The 21,122-nt window shown below is 75.1% G+C and carries 21 protein-coding genes and 2 tRNA genes; 18 read left to right on the top strand and 5 right to left on the bottom strand.

What is annotated here, in order from left to right; genetic code table 11:
* Nucleotides 1–2 precede the first annotated feature (2 nt).
* Genes ACOOHE_RS02365 through ACOOHE_RS02375 form a run of 3 tightly spaced genes read left to right on the top strand, consistent with a single transcriptional unit; the run spans nt 3 to nt 4,210 of the window.
* Complete coding sequence (locus ACOOHE_RS02365) at nt 3–512, top strand: hypothetical protein (protein WP_420456198.1); 510 nt, start codon at nt 3–5, stop codon at nt 510–512.
* Nucleotides 509–1,321: a hypothetical protein gene (locus tag ACOOHE_RS02370; RefSeq protein WP_420456199.1), complete on the top strand. Its 813-nt coding sequence runs from the start codon at nt 509–511 to the stop codon at nt 1,319–1,321. The genes ACOOHE_RS02365 and ACOOHE_RS02370 overlap by 4 nt, the downstream gene beginning before the upstream one ends.
* 3 nt (nt 1,322–1,324) lie before the next feature.
* Nucleotides 1,325–4,210 (top strand): hypothetical protein, encoded by a 2,886-nt coding sequence (locus ACOOHE_RS02375; protein WP_420456200.1) that lies wholly within the window; start codon nt 1,325–1,327, stop codon nt 4,208–4,210.
* Here ACOOHE_RS02375 and ACOOHE_RS02380 read toward each other — a convergent pair.
* The 3 genes from ACOOHE_RS02380 to ACOOHE_RS02390 form a co-directional block, all read right to left on the bottom strand.
* Nucleotides 4,197–4,814, bottom strand: a complete 618-nt coding sequence (locus ACOOHE_RS02380) for a response regulator (RefSeq protein WP_420456201.1) — start codon at nt 4,812–4,814, stop codon at nt 4,197–4,199. The genes ACOOHE_RS02375 and ACOOHE_RS02380 overlap by 14 nt on opposite strands.
* On the bottom strand, nt 4,807–5,910 hold the full coding sequence (locus ACOOHE_RS02385; RefSeq protein ID WP_420456202.1) for a sensor histidine kinase: 1,104 nt from the start codon (nt 5,908–5,910) through the stop codon (nt 4,807–4,809). The genes ACOOHE_RS02380 and ACOOHE_RS02385 overlap by 8 nt, the downstream gene beginning before the upstream one ends.
* A gap of 438 nt (nt 5,911–6,348) precedes the next feature.
* Nucleotides 6,349–7,287 carry a branched-chain amino acid transaminase gene (locus ACOOHE_RS02390; protein WP_420456203.1) on the bottom strand — a complete coding sequence of 313 codons (939 nt, stop codon included), beginning with the start codon at nt 7,285–7,287 and terminating at the stop codon, nt 6,349–6,351.
* 213 nt (nt 7,288–7,500) lie between these two features.
* On the opposite strand from ACOOHE_RS02390, the gene ACOOHE_RS02395 reads away from it, so the two are divergent.
* The 10 genes from ACOOHE_RS02395 to ACOOHE_RS02440 all read left to right on the top strand — a co-directional run bounded on the left by ACOOHE_RS02395 (nt 7,501) and on the right by ACOOHE_RS02440 (nt 15,585).
* Nucleotides 7,501–8,187, top strand: coding sequence for a winged helix-turn-helix domain-containing protein (locus tag ACOOHE_RS02395; protein WP_420456204.1), 687 nt, complete (start codon nt 7,501–7,503; stop codon nt 8,185–8,187).
* An 11-nt stretch (nt 8,188–8,198) separates the two neighbouring features.
* Nucleotides 8,199–8,678 (top strand): hypothetical protein, encoded by a 480-nt coding sequence (locus tag ACOOHE_RS02400; protein WP_420456205.1) that lies wholly within the window; start codon nt 8,199–8,201, stop codon nt 8,676–8,678.
* The gene (locus tag ACOOHE_RS02405; protein WP_420456206.1) at nt 8,675–9,034 is read left to right on the top strand and encodes a hypothetical protein; all 360 of its coding nucleotides are present in this window, start codon (nt 8,675–8,677) and stop codon (nt 9,032–9,034) included. Before ACOOHE_RS02400 ends, ACOOHE_RS02405 begins: the two co-directional genes overlap by 4 nt.
* Before the next feature lie 215 nt (nt 9,035–9,249).
* Entirely contained in the window at nt 9,250–9,867 is a 618-nt protein-coding gene (locus tag ACOOHE_RS02410) for a hypothetical protein (RefSeq protein ID WP_420456207.1), read from the top strand.
* Nucleotides 9,868–9,881: 14 nt separating this feature from the next.
* Complete coding sequence (locus ACOOHE_RS02415; protein WP_420456208.1) at nt 9,882–10,229, top strand: hypothetical protein; 348 nt, start codon at nt 9,882–9,884, stop codon at nt 10,227–10,229.
* A 60-nt stretch (nt 10,230–10,289) separates the two neighbouring features.
* The gene (locus ACOOHE_RS02420) at nt 10,290–10,787 is read left to right on the top strand and encodes an Asp23/Gls24 family envelope stress response protein (protein WP_420456209.1); all 498 of its coding nucleotides are present in this window, start codon (nt 10,290–10,292) and stop codon (nt 10,785–10,787) included.
* 98 nt (nt 10,788–10,885) lie between these two features.
* On the top strand, nt 10,886–11,395 hold the full coding sequence (locus ACOOHE_RS02425) for a hypothetical protein (protein WP_420456210.1): 510 nt from the start codon (nt 10,886–10,888) through the stop codon (nt 11,393–11,395).
* A 133-nt stretch (nt 11,396–11,528) separates the two neighbouring features.
* Complete coding sequence (locus ACOOHE_RS02430; RefSeq protein ID WP_420456211.1) at nt 11,529–14,024, top strand: hypothetical protein; 2,496 nt, start codon at nt 11,529–11,531, stop codon at nt 14,022–14,024.
* Nucleotides 14,025–14,064: 40 nt separating this feature from the next.
* Nucleotides 14,065–15,105: an OmpA family protein gene (locus tag ACOOHE_RS02435; protein ID WP_420456212.1), complete on the top strand. Its 1,041-nt coding sequence runs from the start codon at nt 14,065–14,067 to the stop codon at nt 15,103–15,105.
* 132 nt (nt 15,106–15,237) lie between these two features.
* Nucleotides 15,238–15,585 (top strand): type II toxin-antitoxin system HicB family antitoxin, encoded by a 348-nt coding sequence (locus tag ACOOHE_RS02440; RefSeq protein ID WP_420456213.1) that lies wholly within the window; start codon nt 15,238–15,240, stop codon nt 15,583–15,585.
* A gap of 85 nt (nt 15,586–15,670) precedes the next feature.
* Here ACOOHE_RS02440 and ACOOHE_RS02445 read toward each other — a convergent pair.
* Nucleotides 15,671–15,744 (bottom strand) — tRNA-Val (locus ACOOHE_RS02445).
* A gap of 62 nt (nt 15,745–15,806) precedes the next feature.
* A tRNA-Gly gene (locus tag ACOOHE_RS02450) sits at nt 15,807–15,879 on the bottom strand.
* A gap of 238 nt (nt 15,880–16,117) precedes the next feature.
* Between ACOOHE_RS02450 and rpmH the strand changes: the two genes are divergently transcribed.
* From rpmH to ACOOHE_RS02475, 5 genes are all read left to right on the top strand, one after another.
* Nucleotides 16,118–16,273 (top strand): 50S ribosomal protein L34, encoded by a 156-nt coding sequence (gene rpmH / locus ACOOHE_RS02455; RefSeq protein ID WP_420456214.1) that lies wholly within the window; start codon nt 16,118–16,120, stop codon nt 16,271–16,273.
* A gap of 16 nt (nt 16,274–16,289) precedes the next feature.
* On the top strand, nt 16,290–16,724 hold the full coding sequence (locus tag ACOOHE_RS02460; RefSeq protein WP_420456215.1) for a ribonuclease P protein component: 435 nt from the start codon (nt 16,290–16,292) through the stop codon (nt 16,722–16,724).
* Between the two features lie 33 nt (nt 16,725–16,757).
* Entirely contained in the window at nt 16,758–18,671 is a 1,914-nt protein-coding gene (yidC, locus tag ACOOHE_RS02465) for a membrane protein insertase YidC (RefSeq protein WP_420456216.1), read from the top strand.
* A gap of 33 nt (nt 18,672–18,704) precedes the next feature.
* Nucleotides 18,705–20,228: a tRNA uridine-5-carboxymethylaminomethyl(34) synthesis GTPase MnmE gene (gene mnmE / locus ACOOHE_RS02470; protein ID WP_420456217.1), complete on the top strand. Its 1,524-nt coding sequence runs from the start codon at nt 18,705–18,707 to the stop codon at nt 20,226–20,228.
* Between the two features lie 112 nt (nt 20,229–20,340).
* Nucleotides 20,341–21,093: a spondin domain-containing protein gene (locus ACOOHE_RS02475; RefSeq protein ID WP_420456218.1), complete on the top strand. Its 753-nt coding sequence runs from the start codon at nt 20,341–20,343 to the stop codon at nt 21,091–21,093.
* Nucleotides 21,094–21,122: the final 29 nt, after the last annotated feature.

Here is a 21,122-nt window from a genome sequence, read left to right on the forward strand (position 1 = left end):
CCGTGCGCGCCCTCGTGCTCCTCCTCGCCGCCGCGACGGCCCAGGCCCAGGTCCCGCTCCCCGAGATGGGCGGGCCGGTCGAGGACGGGGGCCACCTGCTCGAGTTCACGGCCGGCGGCGCCCTGGTCGCGCTCGACGTCGACGCGGCCACGGCGGGCGACGAGCCGGCCGAGACCGTCGACAGCTCGACCGAGATCCACTGGATCAACGGACTCGGCGCGACGGCCAAGCTCACCGTCGAGACCGTCTGCCCCGGCCAGCGCTTCGGGCTCTCGGTCGGGCTCCAGGTCACCACCTGGTCCGACGGGACCGAGGCCACCGTCGAGCCGGCCGTCGACCTGGTGGACGGGATGCTGCCGGCCGACCTCCTGCGCGACGTCCCGCCGACGGCCGGGGCCCAGGAGGGCCGCGCGCTCCTCACCTACCGCGCCTCCGCGACCGTCGCCGACGGCACGAGCGCCGAGGTCGGCGACGACTTCCACACGGTCACCTTCACCTTTCTCGACCAATGACTCCGACCACACCAGCCCGCCTAGCCGCGCTGCTCGTGCTCGCGCTCGCCGGCTCGGCCCAGGCCCAGATCTCCGTCCGCAGCGCGCTCTCCGACGACCGCGAGGTCTCGGCCGGCACGGTCTACCGGGGCGAGGTGACGGTCGCCAACGAGACGGCGACGGCCCAGCAGGCCAAGGTCTACCTCCGCGACTACTCGTTCCAGGCGGACGGGACGAACGTCTACGGCGAGCCCGGCACGTCGGCCCGCTCGAACGCGGCGTGGGTCCGGTTCGGCCCGGCCGTCGTGACGCTGGCGCCGGGCGAGACCCGGGCCGTCCAGTACGCCGTGACGGTCCCGGCCGACGCGCCGGCCGGCTCGTCGTGGAGCCTGCTCATGGTCGAGTCGGTGCCCCCGGACGCGCCCGAGTCGACGCTGGGCGACGCCCCGGCCGCGCCGCGCTACGGCGTCCGGCCGGTGATGCGGTACGGGGTCCAGCTCGCGACGCACGTCCGCGGCGACGCCCCGGTCGAGGTCACGTTCTCGGGGGCCGAGCTGGTCCGGGACGAGGCCGGCGCGCGGGGCCTCCGCGTCGACGTGGCCAACACGGGCGGGCGGATGGTCCGGCCCGAGGTCTGGGCCGAGCTGTTCGACGCGGCCGGGACGTCGCACGGCCGGGTCGAGGGGGCCCGGAGCCGGATCTACCCCGGCACCTCGGTCCGCCAGCGGATCCGCTTGGGCGACCTGCCGCCGGGGACCTACCGGGCCCTCGTCGTGGTCGACGCCGGGGCCGACGACGTCTACGGCGCCGAGTACGTCCTCGACCTGTAGGCGGTGGAGCGACGGTCCCCCCGCGTCCCCGGCCTCTCGGCCCGCCTGCTCGGCGGGCTCGTGGCCGCGTGCGCGCTGTGGGCGCCGGCCCCCCGCGCGGCCGACGGACCGCCCGAGCGCGCGCCGTCGGTGGCCGTGGCGGACACCGTCGACTGGCCGCTGTCGCTCGTCGGCGCCCGCGCCGGGCCCGTGCGCTGGGCCGCCGCCGTCGCGCGCGCCGCCGACTCGACCGACGGCACGGCGGCGCGCCCGGACCTCCCGCTCCGCGTCGACGCCGTCGGCGCGCGACGGGTGGACGCGGCTCCGGGCGAGGTGCTCACGGCCGTCTTCCGCGTGACCAACCCCGGGCCCGAGCCCCGCCTGGCCGACGGCGCGCTCGACCTCCCGCCGGGCTGGACGTCGCTGCTCCCCGCGCGCCCGCTCACGGTCGGCGGCGGCGCGTCCGACCTCCAGATCGTCTCGGTCCAGGTCCCGGCCGACGCGCCGCCCGGCCGCTACGCCGTCCGCTACGTCGTCGACGGTGAGACGGCGGCCCTCGCCGTCGAGGTCGCGGCCGTGTACGGGCTGGCGCTGGAGGCCGAGGCGGCGCCGCGAGTGGCGGCGGCCGGCGCGCCCTACCAAGTCCAGATGCTCCTCGTCAACACGGGCAACACGCCCGTGACGGCGGCCCTCCGCGCGACGAGCAACGCCGGGCTCCCGCTCCGCCTGGACTCGGCCCGGGTGCGGCTCCGCCCGGGCGAGCTCCGCCGCGTCACCGTCACCGCCGAGCCGCCCGCGACGGCCCGACGGCTCCGCCACGTCGTCCGCGTCGATGCCGAGGTCGAGGCGCCGGCCGGCGCGGCGACGGCCGGGCGGGCGGCCGTCACCGACGTCGTGCCGCCGGCCGGGCAGGTCGCCCGGGGCGACGCGCTCGACGCCGAGGTGGCCGTCCGGGGCGTCCACTCCCGGGGCGCGCTCGGCGGGCAGGTCGACCTCGCCGGCACCGTGCCCGCGCTCGGCGGGACCGTCGAGGCGCTCGTCACCGTCGCCGACCGTGAGCGCCCGAGCGTTTACCGCGGCCGGAGCCGCTACAGCCTGCGCTACCGAGCCGACGGCCTGACGGTGTCGGCGGGCGACCACGTTTTCGGTCTGTCGCCGCTGACCGAGACGGCGCGCTACGGGTTCGGGGTCGGGGCCGAGCACGACGCCGGGCGGCTCGCCGTGGGCGGGTTCGTCCACCGCCAGCGGTACGCCGTCGACGGCGACGCCTTCGCCGGGGCGTTCGCCGGCGTCCGGGTCCGCGACGGCGCCGAGGTCCGCGCCAACGTGTTGCACCGGAGCGGCGCCCGGGGCGGCGACGCGGCGACGGTCCGGGCGCTCATCGGCCAGCTCGGCGCGACGTCGCTCGACGCCGAGTGCGGCCTGGGCACCGGCGCGACCAGCGGCGGCGGGCCCACGCGCGCGTGCTCGGCGCGGGTGCGCCTCGACCGCCCCTGGCTCTCGACCACGGCGAGCGTCGTCGGGGCCGACCCCGGGTTCCCGGGCCGCTACCGCGACGTCCGGGCGGCGTCGGCGAGCGGCGTGCTGCGGCCCCTGCCCGGCGTCCGGGTCGAGGGGGCGTGGCACGACCGGCAGCACGGGGAGACGCTGGGGGCCTCGGCCTCGCGCCACTACCGGGCCGGGGCGAGCCTGGCCGGCCGGGCCGTCGGCCGGCGCGGCCAGGTCGCCGTCTACCGCACGGGCTACCGCCTGGCCGACGCCCCCGGCGAGCCCGGACGGGAAGAGCGGTCGACTCAGGTGGTCGCCGCCGTCGACGTCGGCGGGATCGGGCTGCGGGCGAGCGCCGAAGCCGGAACCGTCGACGCGCCTCCGTCCGGCGCGGGCGGGGCGTTCCACCACGTCCGGGCCCGGGTCCGGGCGAGCCCCTGGGGCCAGTCGGTCCACCTCGGGATCGAGCGCCGGCGCGGTCCGAGCCTCTACGCGCCCGGCGCGGCGTCGAGCTGGCGCGCCGACCTCGGCGCCGCCTTCGCGCTGGCGCGCCGGACGCGGCTGTCGCTGACGGCCTCGGCCTCGACCGACGAGCCGGACGCTGGGGCGGCGGTCCCCCGGCGCACCCACGCCCTCGTCCAGGGCCGCTTCGAGCACGCCCTCCCGTCCGGCCACCGGGTCGAGGTCGAGGGCCGGCACCTCGCGCTCGGCGGCCCGCTCGGGTCCCGGGTCGACGAGGTCCGCGTGTCGTACGTGGTCCCGCTCCGCGTCCCGGTCGGGCTCCGAGGCGACGTCGTCACCGGGCGCGTCTTCGACGCCGAGACGGGCGCGGGGCTGGCCGGCGTCGCGGTCACGCTCGGGACCGACCTCGCCCTGACCGACGCCGACGGCGTGTTCTATCTGCCCCGGCCGGCCGGGACGGCCTCCCTCGACATCGACCGCGTCACCGCCGGCATCGACCGCGTGCCGATGATCGCGCTCCCGCTGGAGGTCTCGCCGGACGAGCCCGCCGGGCCCATCGAGATCCCGATGGTCCGGGGCGCCCGGCTGACGGGCCAGTTCGGCGTCTCGGCCCCAAGCCCGCCCGCGCTCGGAAACGCGCCGGCGCCCGGGTCCGTCGAGCGCGCCGTGCTCGAAATGACGGGCCCGGGCGGGCGCCTGCGCGCGGTCTCGGACCGCCAGGGCCGGTTCGCGTTCGAGGGCGTCCCGCCCGGCGACTGGACGCTCCGCGTGCTCCACGCCGAGCTCCCCGCGCACCACGCCGTCGAGCGCGAGAGCTACGCCGTCACGCTGGGGCCGGGCGAGCAGGGCCGCCTCGAGATCGGCGTCGCGCCGCGCCAGCGCCGGATCCGCCTGCTCGAGAGCGGCACCGTCCTGTCCGAGGCCCCGCCGGCCTCGGGCCCGTCGGTCAAGTCGCCTTGACGATCCCGTTCTCCCAGGCCCACGCGACCGCCTCGCGCGCCGAGCCGACGCCGAGCTTCGAGTAGACCGCGGCGAGGTGGTTCCGGACCGTGTTCTCGGCGATCCGCAGGCGCTCCCCAATCGTTCCGTTGTCGAACCCGCGCGCCATGAGCACCAGCACCTCGTGCTCGCGGCCGGTCAGCGGCGAGAGCATCTCGGGCTTGCGCGGGATCGGGACGAACCACCGGCCCTCGCCCCGCCAGACCGCCAGCACGGCCTCGCGCACGGCCGTCGGGTGCTGGTCCTTCGTGATGTAGCCGGCCGCGCCCGCCTCCAGCAGCCCGTGGATCGTGGCCGAGTCGTTGTACGCGCTGAGCGCCAGGATCCGGGTCGGGCTGGCCTCCTCGGCGAGCGCGGCGGCCACCTCGGGGCCCGACCGCTCCGGCATGTTCATGTCGAGCAGGAGCACGTCGGGCTCGAGCCGGCGGACCATCTTGAGCGCCTCGTTGCCGTCGGCCGCCTCGCCGACGACCTCGACGTGGCCGCCCTTTTCCAAGGCGTCGCGGATGCCGGCACGGAACACGGGGTGGTCGTCGGCGACGACGACGGTGACGACGTCAGGCATGGGCGAGCGCGGGCGGGGCCGCGGGCAGGTCCGCGAGCGCGCGGACGGGGATCGATAAGGCGACGCGGGTGCCGCCGAGCGGGCTGGGGCCGATGGTGAGCGTGGCCCGCAGCAGGTCGGCCCGCTCCTGGATGCCGAGCAGGCCGTAGTGCCCCCGGGCGGCGTAGGCCAGGCCGTCGTCCGAGGGCGGCCCGACGCCGTCGTCGTCGACGGTCAGGACGAGGGCGCCGTCGTCGGCGTCGAGGGCGAGGTCGATGCGGGTGCCGTCGGCGTGCTGGACGGCGTTGTTGAGCGCCTCCTGGGCGATCCGGTACAGCGCCAGCCGCTTCTCGTCGCTGAGCGCGGGCCCGTCGGCCGCGGCCCGGGCGTCGGCACTGACCCGGAAGCGGACGTCCAGGCGGCCGTCCTCGCCCCAGCCGGCGCGGTCGGCCAAGGCCGCCAGCGCCGCCGTCACGCCGAAGGCGTCGAGCGCCGACGGCCGGAGCTCGTCGCACAGCGCCCGGAGCTCGCCGACGACCGCCGTCACGGCCTCGCGCGCGGCCTCGCTGCCCGACCCGCCGAGGGCGACCTGGACGGCGCAGAGGTCCTGGACCGGCCCGTCGTGGAGCTCCCGCGCCACGTGGGCCCGCTCGGCCTCGCGCGCCGCCGCCAGCCGCCGCCGGAACTCGGCCCGCGTCCGCCGCGCCTTCCGCGCCCGCCGCTCCCACACGACGGCCCCGCCGACGAGCGCGATCAGCCCGACCGCCAGCAGCCCCAGCGCCAGCGTCCCCACGGGCACGGCCGTCGCCAGCCGGACCACGGCCCGGTCGTCCACGTCGAGCGCGAACGGGGCCGACGACGCCCGGGGCAGCGTGCTCACGTCGAGGGCGCCCGCCCGGGCCGACCGTTCGAGCGCGTCGACGAACGCGGCGTAGGGGACGGTCACCGTCGGCCGGCCCTCAGCGCCCTGCCCGAACACGACCACGCTGTCCCGCACCACCTCGTAGTACACCAGCCGCCCCCCGCTCTCGACGAACCCGTCCGACGACGCACGCCGGGCCTCGGGCTGGGCCGCGAGCGGCGCCGCGAGGACGAGGGCGAGGCAGAGCAGGCGCACGGGTCGGAGGGGAGGACGCCCGCAAGCTAGGGCGCGTCCGCCCCGCGCCCTGGTGCGGACGGACTACGGGGAGGAGGGAGTGTGGGAGGGAGGAGGGGAGGGTGGCCACTCAGGGCGACCGCGTGCGAGCCCCAGACCCCCCGCTCTCCCGTCGGTCGCGGAGCCTGTCCTGAGCGGAGCCGAAGGGCTCCCGGGTCGGGAAGCTCTCCCCCCTTGAAAGAAAGCTGGCCTTCCGCACGGCTCGCGCGGACCCCCTGCTCCCCTTCCGGTCGCTCCGCTCCCAGGTCGAGAAGCTGTCCCCCTTCAAGGGGGACCGTCCGCGCGCCCGCTGAGCGGAGCGATGGGCGCTCGGGCGGGGGGTCCGGGCCGGAGATCAGGGGCGTGCGCTCGCCCCGAGCGGCCACCCCCACACTCCCCACTCCTTCCTTCCATGCTCGGCTACGCCGCCTCGTCGAGCACCCGTGCGTCGTCGACGAACGTGAGCCAGCCGTGCGGGTTGGACACGTCGCGGAGCGCGGCGAAGTAGGCCGTCTGGAGCTCGGCCGTGATCGGGCCGCGGCTCCCCGCCCCGACCGGGTAGTGGTCCACCGAGCGGACCGGCGTGACCTCGGCGGCCGTCCCGGTGAAGAACACCTCGTCGGCGATGTAGAGGGCCTCGCGCGGGAGCGACCGCTCCGTCACGGTGTAGCCGCGGTCCCGGGCAATCTGGATGACCGAGTCGCGCGTGATGCCGGGCAGGATCGAGAGCGTCTGCGGCGGCGTCGCGATCTCGCCGTCGCGGATCACGAACAGGTTCTCGCCCGACCCCTCCGACAGGAGCCCGTCGACGCTCAGCGCGATGCCCTCGGAGAACCCGTTCTTGATCGCCTCCATCTTGATCAAGCTCCCGCCGAGGTAGTTCCCGCCGGCCTTGGCCATGGCCGGGAGCGTGTTCGGCGCCGGCCGGTTCCACGACGACACCTGGACGTCGACGCCCTGTTCGACGGCCTCGGCACCGAGGTACTGGCCCCACTCCCAGACAGCGATGGCCGTGTGGACCGGGTTGTTCAGCGGGTTGACGCCCATCGGCCCGTGGCCGCGGAACGAGATCGGGCGGATGTAGCACGACGCGAGCCCGCTCGCGGCGACGGTCTCGACGACGGCGTCGCACAGCGCGTCGACCGAGTGCCCCACGTCCATCCGGTGGATCTTGGCCGAGTCGACCAGCCGGGCCATGTGCTCTTCCAAGCGGAAGATGGCCGGGCCCCGGTCGGTGTCGTACGCGCGGATCCCCTCGAACACGGACGACCCGTAGTGGACGACGTGGGAGAGCACGTGGATGGTGGCGTCCTCGTAGGCGACCAGGTCACCGTTGAACCAGATGCGGGGCTTCGACATGGGGGAGGGGAGGGGATGCGGTCTCGCACGCCGGACCGAGTCGGCGCCCCCGGCGCGGGGACGGGGGCACACAAGGATAGCCGGGCCTAGGGAATCGGAAGCGCTTCCGATTGTGTTTCGGTGCAGTCTTCGCGGATCGGCGCCCGCGCTGCGCGCGGTCCCTTTAATCTGGCCCTCATGTCCGACCCGCCCCGAGGCCCCACCTTGCGCCCGATGCCCGCTGCCATCCACACCCTGGTCTCGAGGGCGCGCCCGCACGCGCTCCGGGCGGCGCTCGTGCCCGGCGGGGGCGCCCACGTCGAGGCGCTGGTGCGGGCGTACCTGGGCCCGGTCCGCCTCACGGTCGGGGCCCCGGGGCCCGACGCCGACCTCGCCCTCGTGTGGTGGGACGGCGTCCCGCCGCCAGGGGGTCGCCTGGCGAGCGTCGACGTGCCCCTCGTTGCGCTGTGTGCCGGCGGCCCCGACGTGCTGGCCGCCGCGCTCGACGCCGGGGCCGACCACGCCCTCGCGCTCCCGGTCTCGGCCGACCTCCTGCGGGCCGTGTGCGCCGCGTGCGCCCGCCGCTGGACGGACGGCCCGCCTGCCCTGGCCGCGCCCGACCGCGCGCCCGGCCCGCTCTGCCTCGACGACCGCGCGCGGACGCTGGCCGTCCACGGGCGGCCCGTTCACCTGACGCTGCGCGAGTTCGACCTGCTGGGCTACCTCGTCGGCCACGAGGGGGCGGCGTGCTCGCGCGACGAGATCCTGGAGGGCGTCTGGGGGATCGACTTCGAGACCGGCACGAACACGGTCGACGTGTTCGTCTACGCCCTCCGCCGGAAGCTCCGCGCGGCCGGCTTGGCCGGCGCCATCGAGACCGTCCGCGGCGTCGGCTACCGCCTCGCGCCCGGCCTCCTCTAGCTGCTCCCCCCATGCCCACTCTCTCCTCGCTCCCTCGCGGCCAGACGCGCGTCTCCGACGCCGTCCTCGACGCCACCGCGACCATCGCCGCAGGCGAGGTCCGGGGCGTCCTCTCGGTCGAGAGCCTGGCCGGCGGGGCCGCCCTCGGCGGCGCGCTGGGCGGGACGCTAGGGCTGGTCCAGGCCGGGCCCGTCGGCGCCGCCGTCGGCGCGTCGGCCGGGGCGGCGGTCGGGGCCGCGGCCGGCCACGCGCTCCGCGACCGCCAGCGCCGCCAGACGTTCTCGGACGTCGAGGGGGCCGTCGCCCCGAGCCTCCACGTGGCCGTGACGGCCCGCTACGGCGAGGACCTCGTCGCGCTGGCGGACCGCGTCCGGGCCGAGGTCGAGGCCGCGCTGCTCGACGTGCTCGGGCTGCGGCCGGGCGTCGTCACGGTCGAGGTGGTCGACGTCGTGTCGCCGGAGGCCGCGCACGTCGGCGCCCCAATCTCGTGAGGCGCGCGGGCCTCGCGTCGGACCCCTGGGTCGACGCCGCCGCGGCCGTCCGCCACGCCGTCCTGCTGACGCCGGGCGTCTCGGGCGTCTCGGAGAGCGCGACGTTCCAGACGCGCGGGCCGGGCGGGTCGGTCGCGGGCGTGGCCCTGACGGCGTCGCCGGGCGGCGCTCGCCTGGTCGTCGGCGTCGTGGTGGGGCTGGACCTGAGCACGGACCCGCTGGCGGACGTGGCCCGGTCCGTCCGGACGGCGGCCCAAGCGGCGTGGGAGCGGGCCCGCGTCGTCGGGCCGGAGGGGGCCCCGCTGGCGGTCGACGTGGACGTCCACCTGGTCGACGTGGCGGCGGGGCGCGGATGAGCGGCCCTGTTTAACCCACGTTGCGCCTGAACTGGAGGAGGCTGGAGGACCGGAGACGGAGGGCCGGGGACCGGCTTCCCTGACGAGTCTCGGGCGGTCTTCCGTCCCCGGTCCTGGTGGACCCGAAGACCACAGGCACAACGCGGGTTGTTTAATCTGACCCTCATGTTTACCCCCAGGCCGTCCTTCAGATTGTCCCCACTCCGCACGCCCTCGTGAACGACCTCGCCCTCCGTCTCCTCTGGCGCCTGACCGCCGCGCTCGTCGCACTCGCGCTGCTGGCGTTTGGCGTCGGCATCCTGGCGCACGCGCTCGACGCGGTCGGGCCGGTGGGGCTGCTGAGCCGGGGCGGCGGCGAGATGGCGCTGCGGCTGGACCTCACGGCGCTGGCGCTGCGGACGCGCTGGCTGTGGGCGGCCCTGGGGCTGGGCCTGACGCTGCTGGGGCTGGCGTTCGCGTGGCTCGCCGCGGCGCGCTCGACGGCCGCTCGCGAGCGGTCGGCCCGGGTGACGCTGAGCGGGACGTCGCGGAACGGGATGTACCGGTCGGGCGCGGTGACGGTCGGGATGGAGAGCTTGCACGCGCTCGTGGCGCACGCCGCCGAGCGCGACCCGGCCGTCCGCGAGGCCGACCCCGTGCTCCGGCTCCGCAAGGGCGGATGGGTGCTGGCGTGCCGGCTCTCGGTCGTCCCCGACGCCTCGATCCCCGACCTCACGGCCCGGGTCAAGGCGTCCCTCGCCGAGGCGCTCGAGCGCCACACGGGCCTGCCCGTCGTCCGCACCGACCTCGACGTCCAGGTGTTCAGCCTCGACGCCCGCACCCGGGTCCACTAGCCCCCGCTCTCCCCATGGGACCCCGAGACCCCTTCGCCACTCGCCCCGCGCCGGCCCGCCCGGCGGTCTCGTCCGACGAGCCGTCGCCGAACGGGCCGGTCTCCGACGGCCCCGTCCGCGTCCAGGCCCAGCCGCCGGACCGGAGCCGGGCCGCGCCGCCGGCCGGCCGCCGGAACGCCGTGGCCGTCGGCGCGGCGGTCGGGCTGGGCGTGGGGCTGTTGTTCGTGCTGCTGACGCCGGGCCAGGCCCTCTTGGTGATCGTGCTGACGGCGCTCGGCGCCGCGCTCGGGGCCATCGTCAAGGCCGCCTTCCGCGACGGCGTCGATCTCGACGCCGCCTGGCGCGCGCTGCGCCGCCGCTAGCCCCCGGCCTCGGCCGGACCGGAGCACTCGGCTCCACCCTCCACCCCTCCCCACACTCCCATGGCTACCGACTCCAAATCCAAGACCGAAACCGCCGTCACGAAGACGAACGGCAACGACGGCGCCCTGACCCTCCCCGGCTCGTCGGTCCTCGTCGGCGACGACGGGAAGACGGTCGTCCACAACCAGGTCGTCGCCAAGATCGCCGGGCTGGCGGTCCAGGAGATCGAGGGCGTCCAGCGGCTCGTGCCCTACGGGCCGGGCCAGACGGTCTCGTCGTTCGCCAAGACCATCACGCGGTCGTCGATGCACGAGCTCGGCGTCAACGTCGAGGTGGGGCAGAAGGAGGCGGCCGTCGACGTCCGGATCATCACGAGCTACGGGGCCTCGATCCCGGCCGTGGCCGACGGGATCCGCCGGAACGTGTCGGACCGGATCGAGCAGATGACCGGGCTCCAGGTGGTCGAGGTCAACATCGACGTGGTGGACCTGTATTTCCCCGAGGCCGACGACGACGAGCCGGCCCCGCCCCCGGCGGCCACCGGGCGCGTCCAGTAGCGGGCTGAGGGCCGGGCGTCCGCTCGACCTCCGCGCGGATCTCACGTCCGGCCCCGCCCGTTCGTCCTACACTTCGGCTCCGCCTCCTCCCCCCGTCCATGCGCCTCGCTCTCCTCTCCGTCGCCGTCCTCGTCGCGGCCCTCGCCCTCCCCGCCTGCGACTCCGGCGGCGCCATCGACACGCCGACGCCGGCCGACGTCGAGGGCATCTACACGTTCGACGCCTTCCGCTTCCAGCCCGAGGCGGCGGCGCTGGCCCCGGTCAACGTGCTCGACACGTTGGTGGTGGCCGAGTCGTTCATCCGCCTGTTCGACAGCGGGCAGGCCACCCTGGAGTTCCGCCGGACCGGCGGGACGACGCGGTTCGTCCCGGGCGAGTTCGAGGTCCGCCGTGAGGAGATCCGGCTGACGTTCGACGGCGGCAACGAGGCCACGCTGGGCCGGCTCGTGCTGCCCAACGTGCTCACGTTCGAGCGCGACGACGACGACGGCCTGTCGCTGGAGGACGACTTCACGGCCAACCTCGAGGCCTACGACTCGGCCCGGTACTCCGGCTTCAGTTCGATCCCGGGCACGCTCACGATGCGCCTGAGCCTCGACACGCCGTAGCGCCGGCCGCGCGTGGGCCGACCGGCTCGCGCCCTCCGACCGCCCGCTCTGCCCCGCGCGGGGCGTGGTCTGCCCTCCCGTTTGTGTTTGCCGAAGGCGCGCGCCCTCGGCCCCCTCTTCCCGGCCGTCCCCCATGCGTTCCCCACACCTCTTCTCCCGTCTCTCCCTCGCCGTCGGGCTGGCGGCGCTGGTCGCCACGGCCCCGCTCGCCCAGGTCGAGGGCGTCGGCTACCGGATCGCGCCGTCGGCGACGTACGTCCTGTTCGACGGCGACGCGGCGCTCGCGGACGGGCTGCTCTACGGCGGCGGCGGCGGCCTCTCGTTCGGCGAGTTCTTGGAGCTCAACGGGGCGTACCTGCTCGGGGACTTCGAGACCGACTACTCGGGCTTCTCGGGGATCGAGGAGGACCCTGAGCTCCAGGACATGCTGGCGGCGCTGCCGGCCCGCGAGGTCGGCGTCCAGCGCTACGGCGGCGACCTCAAGCTGAACCTGTCGACGGGCGCCGTCATCCCGTTCCTGCGCGCGGGCGCCGGCGTCGTCCGGTTCTCGCCCGACGAGCGGGACGCCTCGCGGAGCCTGTACCTGCTGGGCGGGGCCGGCTTGCAGTTCGCCGCGGCCGACCGCTACACGCTGACGGTCGGGGCCGAGGCCTTCGCCTACCGCTACAACCCGGGCACCACGTTCTTCTCGCCGGCCGAGCTCGGCGCGGTCGGGCTCGGGATCGAGGACTTTAACCAGGTCGAGGTGGTCAACCCGGCCATCCGGGCCGCGCTCCAGCTCTACCTCGGCGGGCGCCGCCCGGGCGAGCTCACCGACCTCGACCGCGAGTTCCAGCGCCAGTTCTCGGGCGGGCTCTCGGGCCTGAGCCTGGTCGTCGAGCCGTTCTACTCGCGCGTCGACTTCGACCCGTCGTTCGACTACTCGGACCAGACGTTCGTCGGTGCCGAGGCCGGGTTCGACATCGGGCCCCTCGTGGGCCTGCGCGGGTTCTACGGCCGCGGCACGCCGTCCGACGACCCGACCGAGTTCGAGGACATCCAGATGTTCGGCGGCGACGTCCGGCTCCGGCTGAGCGGCGGCACCGGGCTCGTCCCGTTCCTGACCGTCGGCGCGGGCTACCTCGACGTGCTCGACGGCTACGCCGACGTGTTCGACGACAGCGGCGAGGGGATCGACCGGGCGCTCGCCGAGGACCGGCCGTTCGCCGTCGGAGGGGCCGGCATCGAGATCCCGTTCGGGCCTCGGCTCCGGGCCGTCGGCGAGGTCCGGGCGCTCGTGATGAGCACCCAGGACGAGGGCGACGTGAGCCGGCCCGACGACGTGTTCGTCAACCCGACGTACCGGGCCGGGCTGTCGCTCGGGTTGGGCGGCGACTCGGGCGACCGGGTGGCCGTCGTCCGCCAGAGCGACCTGGAGGCCGAGCGCGCCCGGCTCGAAGCGGAGCTGGAGGCCCAGCGGATGGCGGCCGAGGTGCGGGAGGCCGAGCTCCAGCTCGCCATCGACCAGGCGCGGATGGCCGGCGACTCGGCGGCCGTCGCACGCTTGGAAGTCCAGCGCGCGACGCCGACGCCGGTCGCCCCGGGCCGCACGGCGCCGCGGCCGGGCGCGGCGCTCGCCCCGGGCACGGTCGGCGCCGACGGCGTCGCGGCGACGCTCCCGACGCCGGTCCGCACCTCGAGCGGCGAGCGGATCGTGACGATCCCGCTGCCCGAGACCGGCGAGCTGTACGTCCGCTACGGCGACCTCGACGGCGGCTCGGCCGTCGAGTCGATCTACGGGACCGAGGCCGTCCCTGGCCAGGCCGTCGCCCCGGTCGCGGCCGTCAGCGAGGCCGACTTGCGCGAGGAGGTCCGCGCGGCCCTGCGCGAGGCGCTCGCCGACCAGGACCTGACCGGCGACGCGCTCACCGAGGACGACCTCGACTCGATCCAGCGCCGCATCGAGGACCAACTCGCCGCCCGCATCGGCGACCGGTTCCGCGACGACGACGGCGTGACGGCGGCCGACCTCGCCGCGCTCGAGCGGCGCCTGGAGCTGGCGATCGCCGCTCGGGACGCCCGGCCGGCCCCCGCGCCCGTCGTGGTGACGCCCGACGGCCAGGCCGTGACGCCGGACCCGGCCGTCACGCCGGCGACGACCGACCCCGTTGTCGCGCCCGAAGCCCCGGCCGAGCTGCGCCCGCGCGGCTTCTACGCCGTCTCGCCGACGACCGGGTTCGCCTTCGGGCGGACCGAGAACGTCGTCGTCGGGCTCCGCGCTGAGTACGCCTCGGGCGGCTCGCTGACGTACCTCCCGGAGTTGCTGGTGAGCGTGGCCGGCCAGCGGTCGTTCACGCTCAACCTCGACACGGCCTTCCGGCTCCCGGCCGCCTCGCTGGCCAGCGTCGGCGCGCCCTACGTCCGCGTGGGCCTGGGCCTCGTCAACACGGGCGCCAGCGACGACGTGCCGGACACGTTCGAGGACGAGGTCGACGACGGCGGCACGGCGGTGGCCTTCAACCTCGGCCTCGGCGCCGACGTGGTGTACGGCGGCGGCCGGTTCTTCGTCGACTTCAGCACGGGCAACTTTGGCCGCTACAACCGGCTCACGGCCGGCTACCGCTTCCCCTTCGGCGCCCGGGCGTACTAGGAATGAGGAACGAGGAATCGGGAATCAGGCAGAGGCTCCGATGACGGCTCTCGCGCGCTTCGCCCTGCTGGGGACCGTCGTCGTCGGGGTGGCGGCCGGTCCGGCCCGTGCCCAGGGTGCCGACTCGGTCGCGACCGTCTCGGCCGACTCCGTGTCCGTCGTCGTCCGGTCGTCCGACGGCGCGCGGCCCGTGGCGACGGTGCCGCTGCCGAACGGGGCCGGCGAGTTCTACTACCGCTCCGGCGTCACGGGCCCGGCCCGGTTCCGGCCCCGCATCGGCGCCCGACGGCCGGCCGCGCTGCCGGCGACGGCGGAGGACGTGGACGCCGTCCGCGAAGAGCTCGGGTTGCCGCGCTCGACCCGGCCTCGTGGGGCGGCACCGTCGGCCGGCGTGACGCGGCTCGACCTGCTGCTGCTGGAGCGCGACCTGCTCGACGCCATCGACCGGCGGCTCGCGCGGCTCGACTTGGGCGGCGTGTCGCTTCCGGCCGTCGCAGGCGCGCCGGTCGTCGTGCTGCCCGGCCGTCCCCAACCGGCGACGCCCGGCACGCCGACTCCGACGCCGGCCACTCCGGCGCGGCCTGTGCCGGCAACGCCCGGGCCGGTCACGGTCGAGGAGGTCGAGCGGGCCGTCTTGGAGACGGGCCTGTTCCGCACGACGTCGGTCAACTTCGAGTTCGCCCAGGCCGACCTGATCCCGGCCTCGACCGCCACACTCGACGTCGTCGCCGACGTGCTCCGGCGCTACCCCGCGCTCCGCGTCGAGGTCGGCGGCCACACCGACGACCGGGGCTCGGACGCGACGAACGACCGGCTCTCCCAGCGCCGCGCCGAGTCGGTCGCGAGCTATCTCGAAGCATCCGGCGTGGCGGCGAACCGGCTCTCGGCCGTCGGCTACGGCGAGCGGCGGCCCGTCGCGTCGAACGAGACGGAGACGGGCCGGGCGCTCAACCGGCGCGTCGAGTTCACCGTGCTCAACCCCGGCGCGGCGGCCCCGCGTCCGGCGGAGACGGCCCCGGCCACGCCCGCGCTGCGCGACGTGATCCGCCAAGAGCTGGAGCGGCTCCGCCGCGACGGGTGAGCTGGCGGTACCGCCAGGCGGTATTAGATTGTGATACCGCTGAGTCAGACGGATGGGCCTCTCGAGAAAGCACCGCAAGACGCTCGCCGACGTGTTCGCCGGAGCCGACGCCGGCCCCACCCCCTGAGACCGATGACTTACCGAGGGTACACTGCCGCCGTCGCGTACGACGCCGATAACGGCCTCTTCTCCGGCCGCGTCGTGGACCTCCGCGACGTGATCCACTTCGAGGGGACGTCCGTCGAGGAACTGGAGGCGGCCATGCGGGAGACCGTAGACGACTACCTCGCCTTCTGCGAGGAGCAGGGCCGGGAGCCGGACCGGCCGTTCTCGGGACGGGTGGGCCTCCGGCTCGACACGGCGTTGCACCGGGCCGCCGCCGCACGAGCGGCCGAGGAGGGCCGGAGCCTGAACGACCTCGTGGTCGAGGCGATCCGCGAGCGGGTAAGGCGTGCAGACGGCGGAGGCACCGCTGCGTAGTCAGCGAGAAAGGGGACTTTCTGTTGCCCTGGCCGTACCCATTCCGACAATAGCCTTGCCCCGAAGTCACTGGCGGGATCGCCGGTGGGCGGTGAGGGACTCGAACCCCCGACCCTCGGAATGTAAATCCGATGCTCTAACCAGCTGAGCTAACCGCCCGCGCCCGCCGGAACGGCGGTTCGCAAAAAAGGGCCGGCCGACAGACGCCGACCGGCCCTCGGAGCGGGAAACGGGACTCGAACCCGCGACCCTCAGCTTGGGAAGCTGATGCTCTACCAACTGAGCTATTCCCGCAACGGCGCCCGATCCGGGCGCGGACGACGAAGGTACGGGATCTCGGCGAGCCCCGTCAACAGGCGCCGGCTCGCGGGCCCGAAGTCAACGGCCCTTCACGAGGGCTCGGCGGCGGCACGGTATCTTTTCGGCCCGCCGCCCGCGCCTCGGCCCGAGCGGCGGTCTCGTGTTTCCCCGTCGGCCCTGCCGGGCGCTCTGCCCGCCGTGCCGTCTGCTGCCGCGCCCCAGGCGCCCCCCGATGAAGCGCACCTACCAGCCCAGCCGCCGCAAGCGCGCCAACAAGCACGGCTTCCGCTCGCGGATGGCCACCAAGAACGGCCGCAACGTCCTCGCCCGCCGCCGGGCCAAGGGCCGCCACGCCCTGACCGTCCACGACACGAAGTCGGGCAAGTAGCCCGGCGCGCGTCGCCGTGCGGCCGGCCGCCTTCCCGCGCTCGCGCCGCCTCAAGCGGCGACGGCTCTTGCGCCCCCTCTTCGAGCGGGACCGGGCCGACGTCGAGCGCGTCCGCGCGGGGACCGTCGTGCTGCTGGCCCGGACGGTGCCGCGCGCCGAGACGGGCCACGACGTCGGGCTCCAGGTCGGGTTCGCGCCGGGCCGCCGCCGGACGAACGCGCTCCGCACCCGGGTCCGCCGGCTGTTGCGCGAGACGTTCCGGCTCCACCAGGGCCCGCTGCTCGACCGGTTCGGCGACCGCCCGGACGCGCTCACGGTGATGGTCCTGTTCCGAGGCCGCGACGACACGGCCGCCGAGGACGTCCGCCGCGACCTGCCCCGCGCCCTCGCCCGGCTGGCCGACCGGGACCTCCCGCTGACCGGCGAACCCTCGGACCGCGAGCGCCCGTAGCCGCACGCCCCGGCCGTCATCCCCCCAACGCACGTGGAACCCCAGGGCCTCGACCGCACTGCCATCGCCGGCATCCTCCTCATGTCCCTGATCCTGGGGCTGTGGATGATCCAGACCGCGCCGACGCCCGAGCAGGTCGAGGCCCAACGCGCCGCCGCCGACTCGGTCGCTGCCGCCCAGGCCGAGCCGGAGCTGTCGCCCGTCGAGGTCGACGCGCCCGACGACGAGGCGATCACGGTGCCGACCGACTCGGCGTTCGCTCGCGCCCTCGACCGGCCCGAGCGCTTCGTGACGGTCGTCACGGACCGGGTCGAGGCCACGTTCTCGACGCAGGGCGGCACGCCGGTCTCGTACAAGCTCCGGAGCTACGACCGCGCCGGGACGGACGAGCCCGTCGAGCTGGTGTCGAACCCGGAGGGCGCCCTCGCCATTGGCGTGCTGCCGTCGCGGGGCGAGTACCTCGACACGCGGGCGCTGGGGTTCACGCCCGTCGTGGACGGCCAGCCGTTCACCGGCGACACCCTCTTCGTCGAGGACGGCGAGGCCGACCTCCGGTTCGAGGCGCCCGTGGGCGCCGGCGCGCTCCGGTTCGTGTACGGCTTCCACCACGACTCGTACGACCTCGACCTCCGCGTCGAGACGCCGGGGACGGACCTGCTGGCGCAGGGCGGCGGCTACGAGGTGATCTGGGACGGCGCGCTCCCGCTCGCCGAGGCCGACCCCCAGGGCGAGACCCAGCAGGCCGGCGCGTTCGTCAGCTCGGCCGGCGAGACCGAGTCGGTCAAGCTGACCGAGGCCGGCGAGGCCGAGCCCGTCGTGCTCAGCGGCTCGATCGACTGGGTGGCCGTCAAGACCAAGTTCTTTATCGCCGCCATCATCCCGGAGACGGCCGCCGAGGGCGCCCGCCTGGCGGGCGAGCAGACCGGCGAGGCCGACGAGCCCGACAGCGAGTTCGCCCAGGAATACGCCGCGCGCCTGGAGATGCCCCGGCTCGGGGTCGGCGACGCGGCCACGTTCACGCTCTACCTCGGCCCCCTCGAGCTCCGCCGCCTGGCCGACTACGGCTTGTACGACACGGTCGACTTCGGCGCCTGGGTCGGGTTCGTCATCCGGCCGATTGCCCAGTACGTCGTCGCGCCGGCGTTCGCGTTCCTGTCGACGTTCATCCCGGACTACGGGCTGGTGATCATCGTCTTCGCGCTGATCATCAAGCTGCTCCTGTGGCCGCTGACGGCGGTGAGTTATCGGAACGCGGCCAAGATGCGCGAGCTCTCGCCCCAACTGGCGGCCGTCAAGGAGAAGTACGGCGACGACCCGCAGAAGCAGCAGGAGGCCATGATGGGCGTCTACAAGACGGCCGGCGTGAACCCGCTCGGGGGCTGCCTCCCGATGCTCCTCCAGTACCCGCTGCTCATCGCGCTGTGGCGGTTCTTCCAGTCGACGCTGGTCTTGCGCGGCGAGTCGTTCCTGTGGGCGGCCGACCTCTCGGCACCGGACCCCGTCCTGCCGCTGCCGTTCACGATCCCGTTCGTCGGGGACTACCTCGCCGGGTTCACCATCCTGATGTCCGTGTCGATGGTGGTCTCGATGCAGCTCTCGATGTCGTCCTCGACGGGGATGGGCGGGACGCAGCAGAAGGTGCTGATGTACCTGATGCCGCTGATGTTCTTCGTGTTCTTCAACCGGTTCCCGTCGGGCCTGTCGCTGTACTACCTCGCGTTCAACCTGTTCTCGATTGTCCAACAGCGGCTCATCAACAAGCAGGTCCACGACGCCCACGAGCGCGGCGAGACGCCCGAGATCGACAAGGCGGCGGCTGTCGCCGAGAAGGCGGCTCGCAAGGGGAAGAACGGGAAGCGCGCCAAGCGGCCCGGTCGCAAGGGCGGGCTCACGTCGCAGGTGGTCTCGCAGAACGGCCGCGCCAGCTCGAAGAAGGGGAAGAAGTAGGGCCGGTGGCCGCTCGCGGATGCGTGACACGTGATGCGTGATTCTCCCGACGACGCTCCCGTCACGCATCGCGCATCGCGCACCTCCGCCGGATCGGAGGGCGGCGAGAGCGGCGCCACCATCGCTGCGCTCGCGACGGCCCGGGGGACGGCGGCGCTGGCGGTCGTCCGCGTGAGCGGGCCGGAGGCGGTGCCCGTCGTCGCCTCCCGGTTCTCCGACCCAGGGCTGGCGCAAGCCGCCGGGCGGACGGTCTGGGTCGGCTGGCTGAGCGACGCCGACGAGCGGCAGATCGATCAAGTCGTGTGCGTGGTCTGGCGCGGGCCCCACTCGTCAACCGGCGAGGACGTGGTCGAGGTGACGTGCCACGGCGGCGACGTGGTGGCCGGCGCCGTCTTGCGCGCGCTCTACGACGCGGGCGCCCGGCCGGCGGCCCCGGGCGCGTTCACCCAGCGCGCGTTCCTCAACGGCAAGCTCGACCTGTCCCAGGCCGAGGCCGTCGCCGACCTCATCCACGCCGAGAGCCGGCTCGGCCACCGTGCGGCCGTGTCGGCGCTCCGAGGCGGGGTGTCCGAGGCCGTCGCGGCCGTCCGCCAGTCGCTCGTTCAGACGGCGGCGCTCGTCGCGCTCGAGCTCGACTTCGGCGAGGAGGACGTCGCGTTCGCCGACCGCGCCGAGCTGGGCGACCTGCTCGCCACCGCCGACCGCCAGCTCTCCGACCTCATCGGGACGGCGCATCTCGGAGCCCTGGCGCGCGACGGGGTCCGCGTGGTGCTCGGCGGCCGGCCCAACGCGGGCAAGTCGACGCTCCTCAACGCGCTCGTCGGCGACGACCGGGCCATCGTGAGCCCGACGCCCGGGACGACGCGCGACGCGGTCGAGGCCGAGGCCGAGATCGGCGGGCTCCGCGTCCGCTTTGTCGACACGGCCGGCCTGCGCGAGACGGCCGACGCCATCGAGGCCGAGGGCACCCGCCGCGCCCGCGCCGCCATCGACCGCGCCGACGTGCTGGTCTACGTCGTCGACGCGAGCGTCGGGTTGGACGCCGAGGAGCGGGCGTTCCTGGACGACCTGGCCGAGCGCCAGCCGGAGCTAGCCCTCGTCATGGTGGAGAACAAGGCAGACCTGGTGGAGGAGCGGCCAGGACCCCCCGCCGATCCCGCCATCGCTCCGCTCCGCACGGGACCGGCTGTCCCCCTTGAGCGGAGCGGTGGGCGGCTGGACGGGGGGACCCCCCTCGTCCTCTCCGCCCGCGACGCCCTCGCCGACAGCGTTGCGCTCGACGGCTTGCGCCGGGCAATCTTGGACGCCGCGAGGGCGACCGGAGTCGAGTCGGCCGAGGCCGGGCTCGTCGCCGTCAACGAGCGGCACCGGGCGCACCTCGACGCGGCCCGCGCGGCGGTCGGCCGGGCCCAGCGGTCGCTTGAAGCCGGCGACGGCGGCGACACGCTGGCGCTCGACCTGCGCGACGCGCTCCACCACCTCGGGCTCGTGACCGGCGCCGTCACGACCGAGCACGTGCTCAACGCCGTGTTCTCCCAGTTCTGCATCGGCAAGTAGGTCGAGGCGGGGCCCGCACGCAGGCCGGGCCGCAGGTGCCGAGATGTTATAGACCTGTGACAACCTCGCGGGCCGGGAGCGGTGGGAGCCCGCACACCCTCCTGCTCCCGCTATGCGACTCGCCCCCCTCGCCCTCCTCGTCCCCCTGCTCCTCGTCGGCTGCGACTCGACCGACGACGACAACGACACGCCCCGGACCTTCACCGTCACCCTCGAGAACGTCTCGACGCCCGGCACCGTCGCCGGCGACCGCGCGATGGGGGCCGTCCCGCTCTCGCCGCCTGCCTGGGCCGTCTTCACAGGGAACGACCCGATGTTCCGGTCCGGCCAGCTCGCCAACCTCGGGACCGAGCGGATCGCCGAGGACGGGTTCCCGGACGAGATGGTCGCCATCTTGAACGCCGCCTCGAACGTCTCGGCCTCCGGCGTCGAGACTTCGCCCGGCGGCGCCGACATGGGCCCGGCCGTCTTCCCCGCGCTCGGCGGGGCCGCCGCCGAGTCGGTCACGTTCACGTTCACGGCCCGACCCGGCGACCGGCTCCAGCTCGAGACCATGTTCGTCCAGTCGAACGACTGGTTCTACGCCTTCTCCGACGGCGGCTTGGAGCTGTTCGACGACGGCGAGCCGATCTCGGGCGACGTGACCTCGCGGCTCTCCGTCTACGACGCCGGCACCGAGGAGGACACGGCGCCGGGCACCGGCCCGACGGCGCCCCCCGGCCCGGTCCAGAAGCCGGTCCAGGACCCGATGGCGACCAACGTCGGCACGGACGAGAGCGTCCCGGTCGCCACGGCGTCGAGCCGCCACAGCTTCGCGATCCCGGCCAACGACCGGGTCATCCGCGTGACGGTGTCCGCGCGGTGACCGACGGCGCCCCACGCCGACCGACGCCG

Source organism: Rubrivirga sp. (assembly GCF_965213695.1).
GTDB lineage: Bacteria > Bacteroidota > Rhodothermia > Rhodothermales > Rubricoccaceae > Rubrivirga.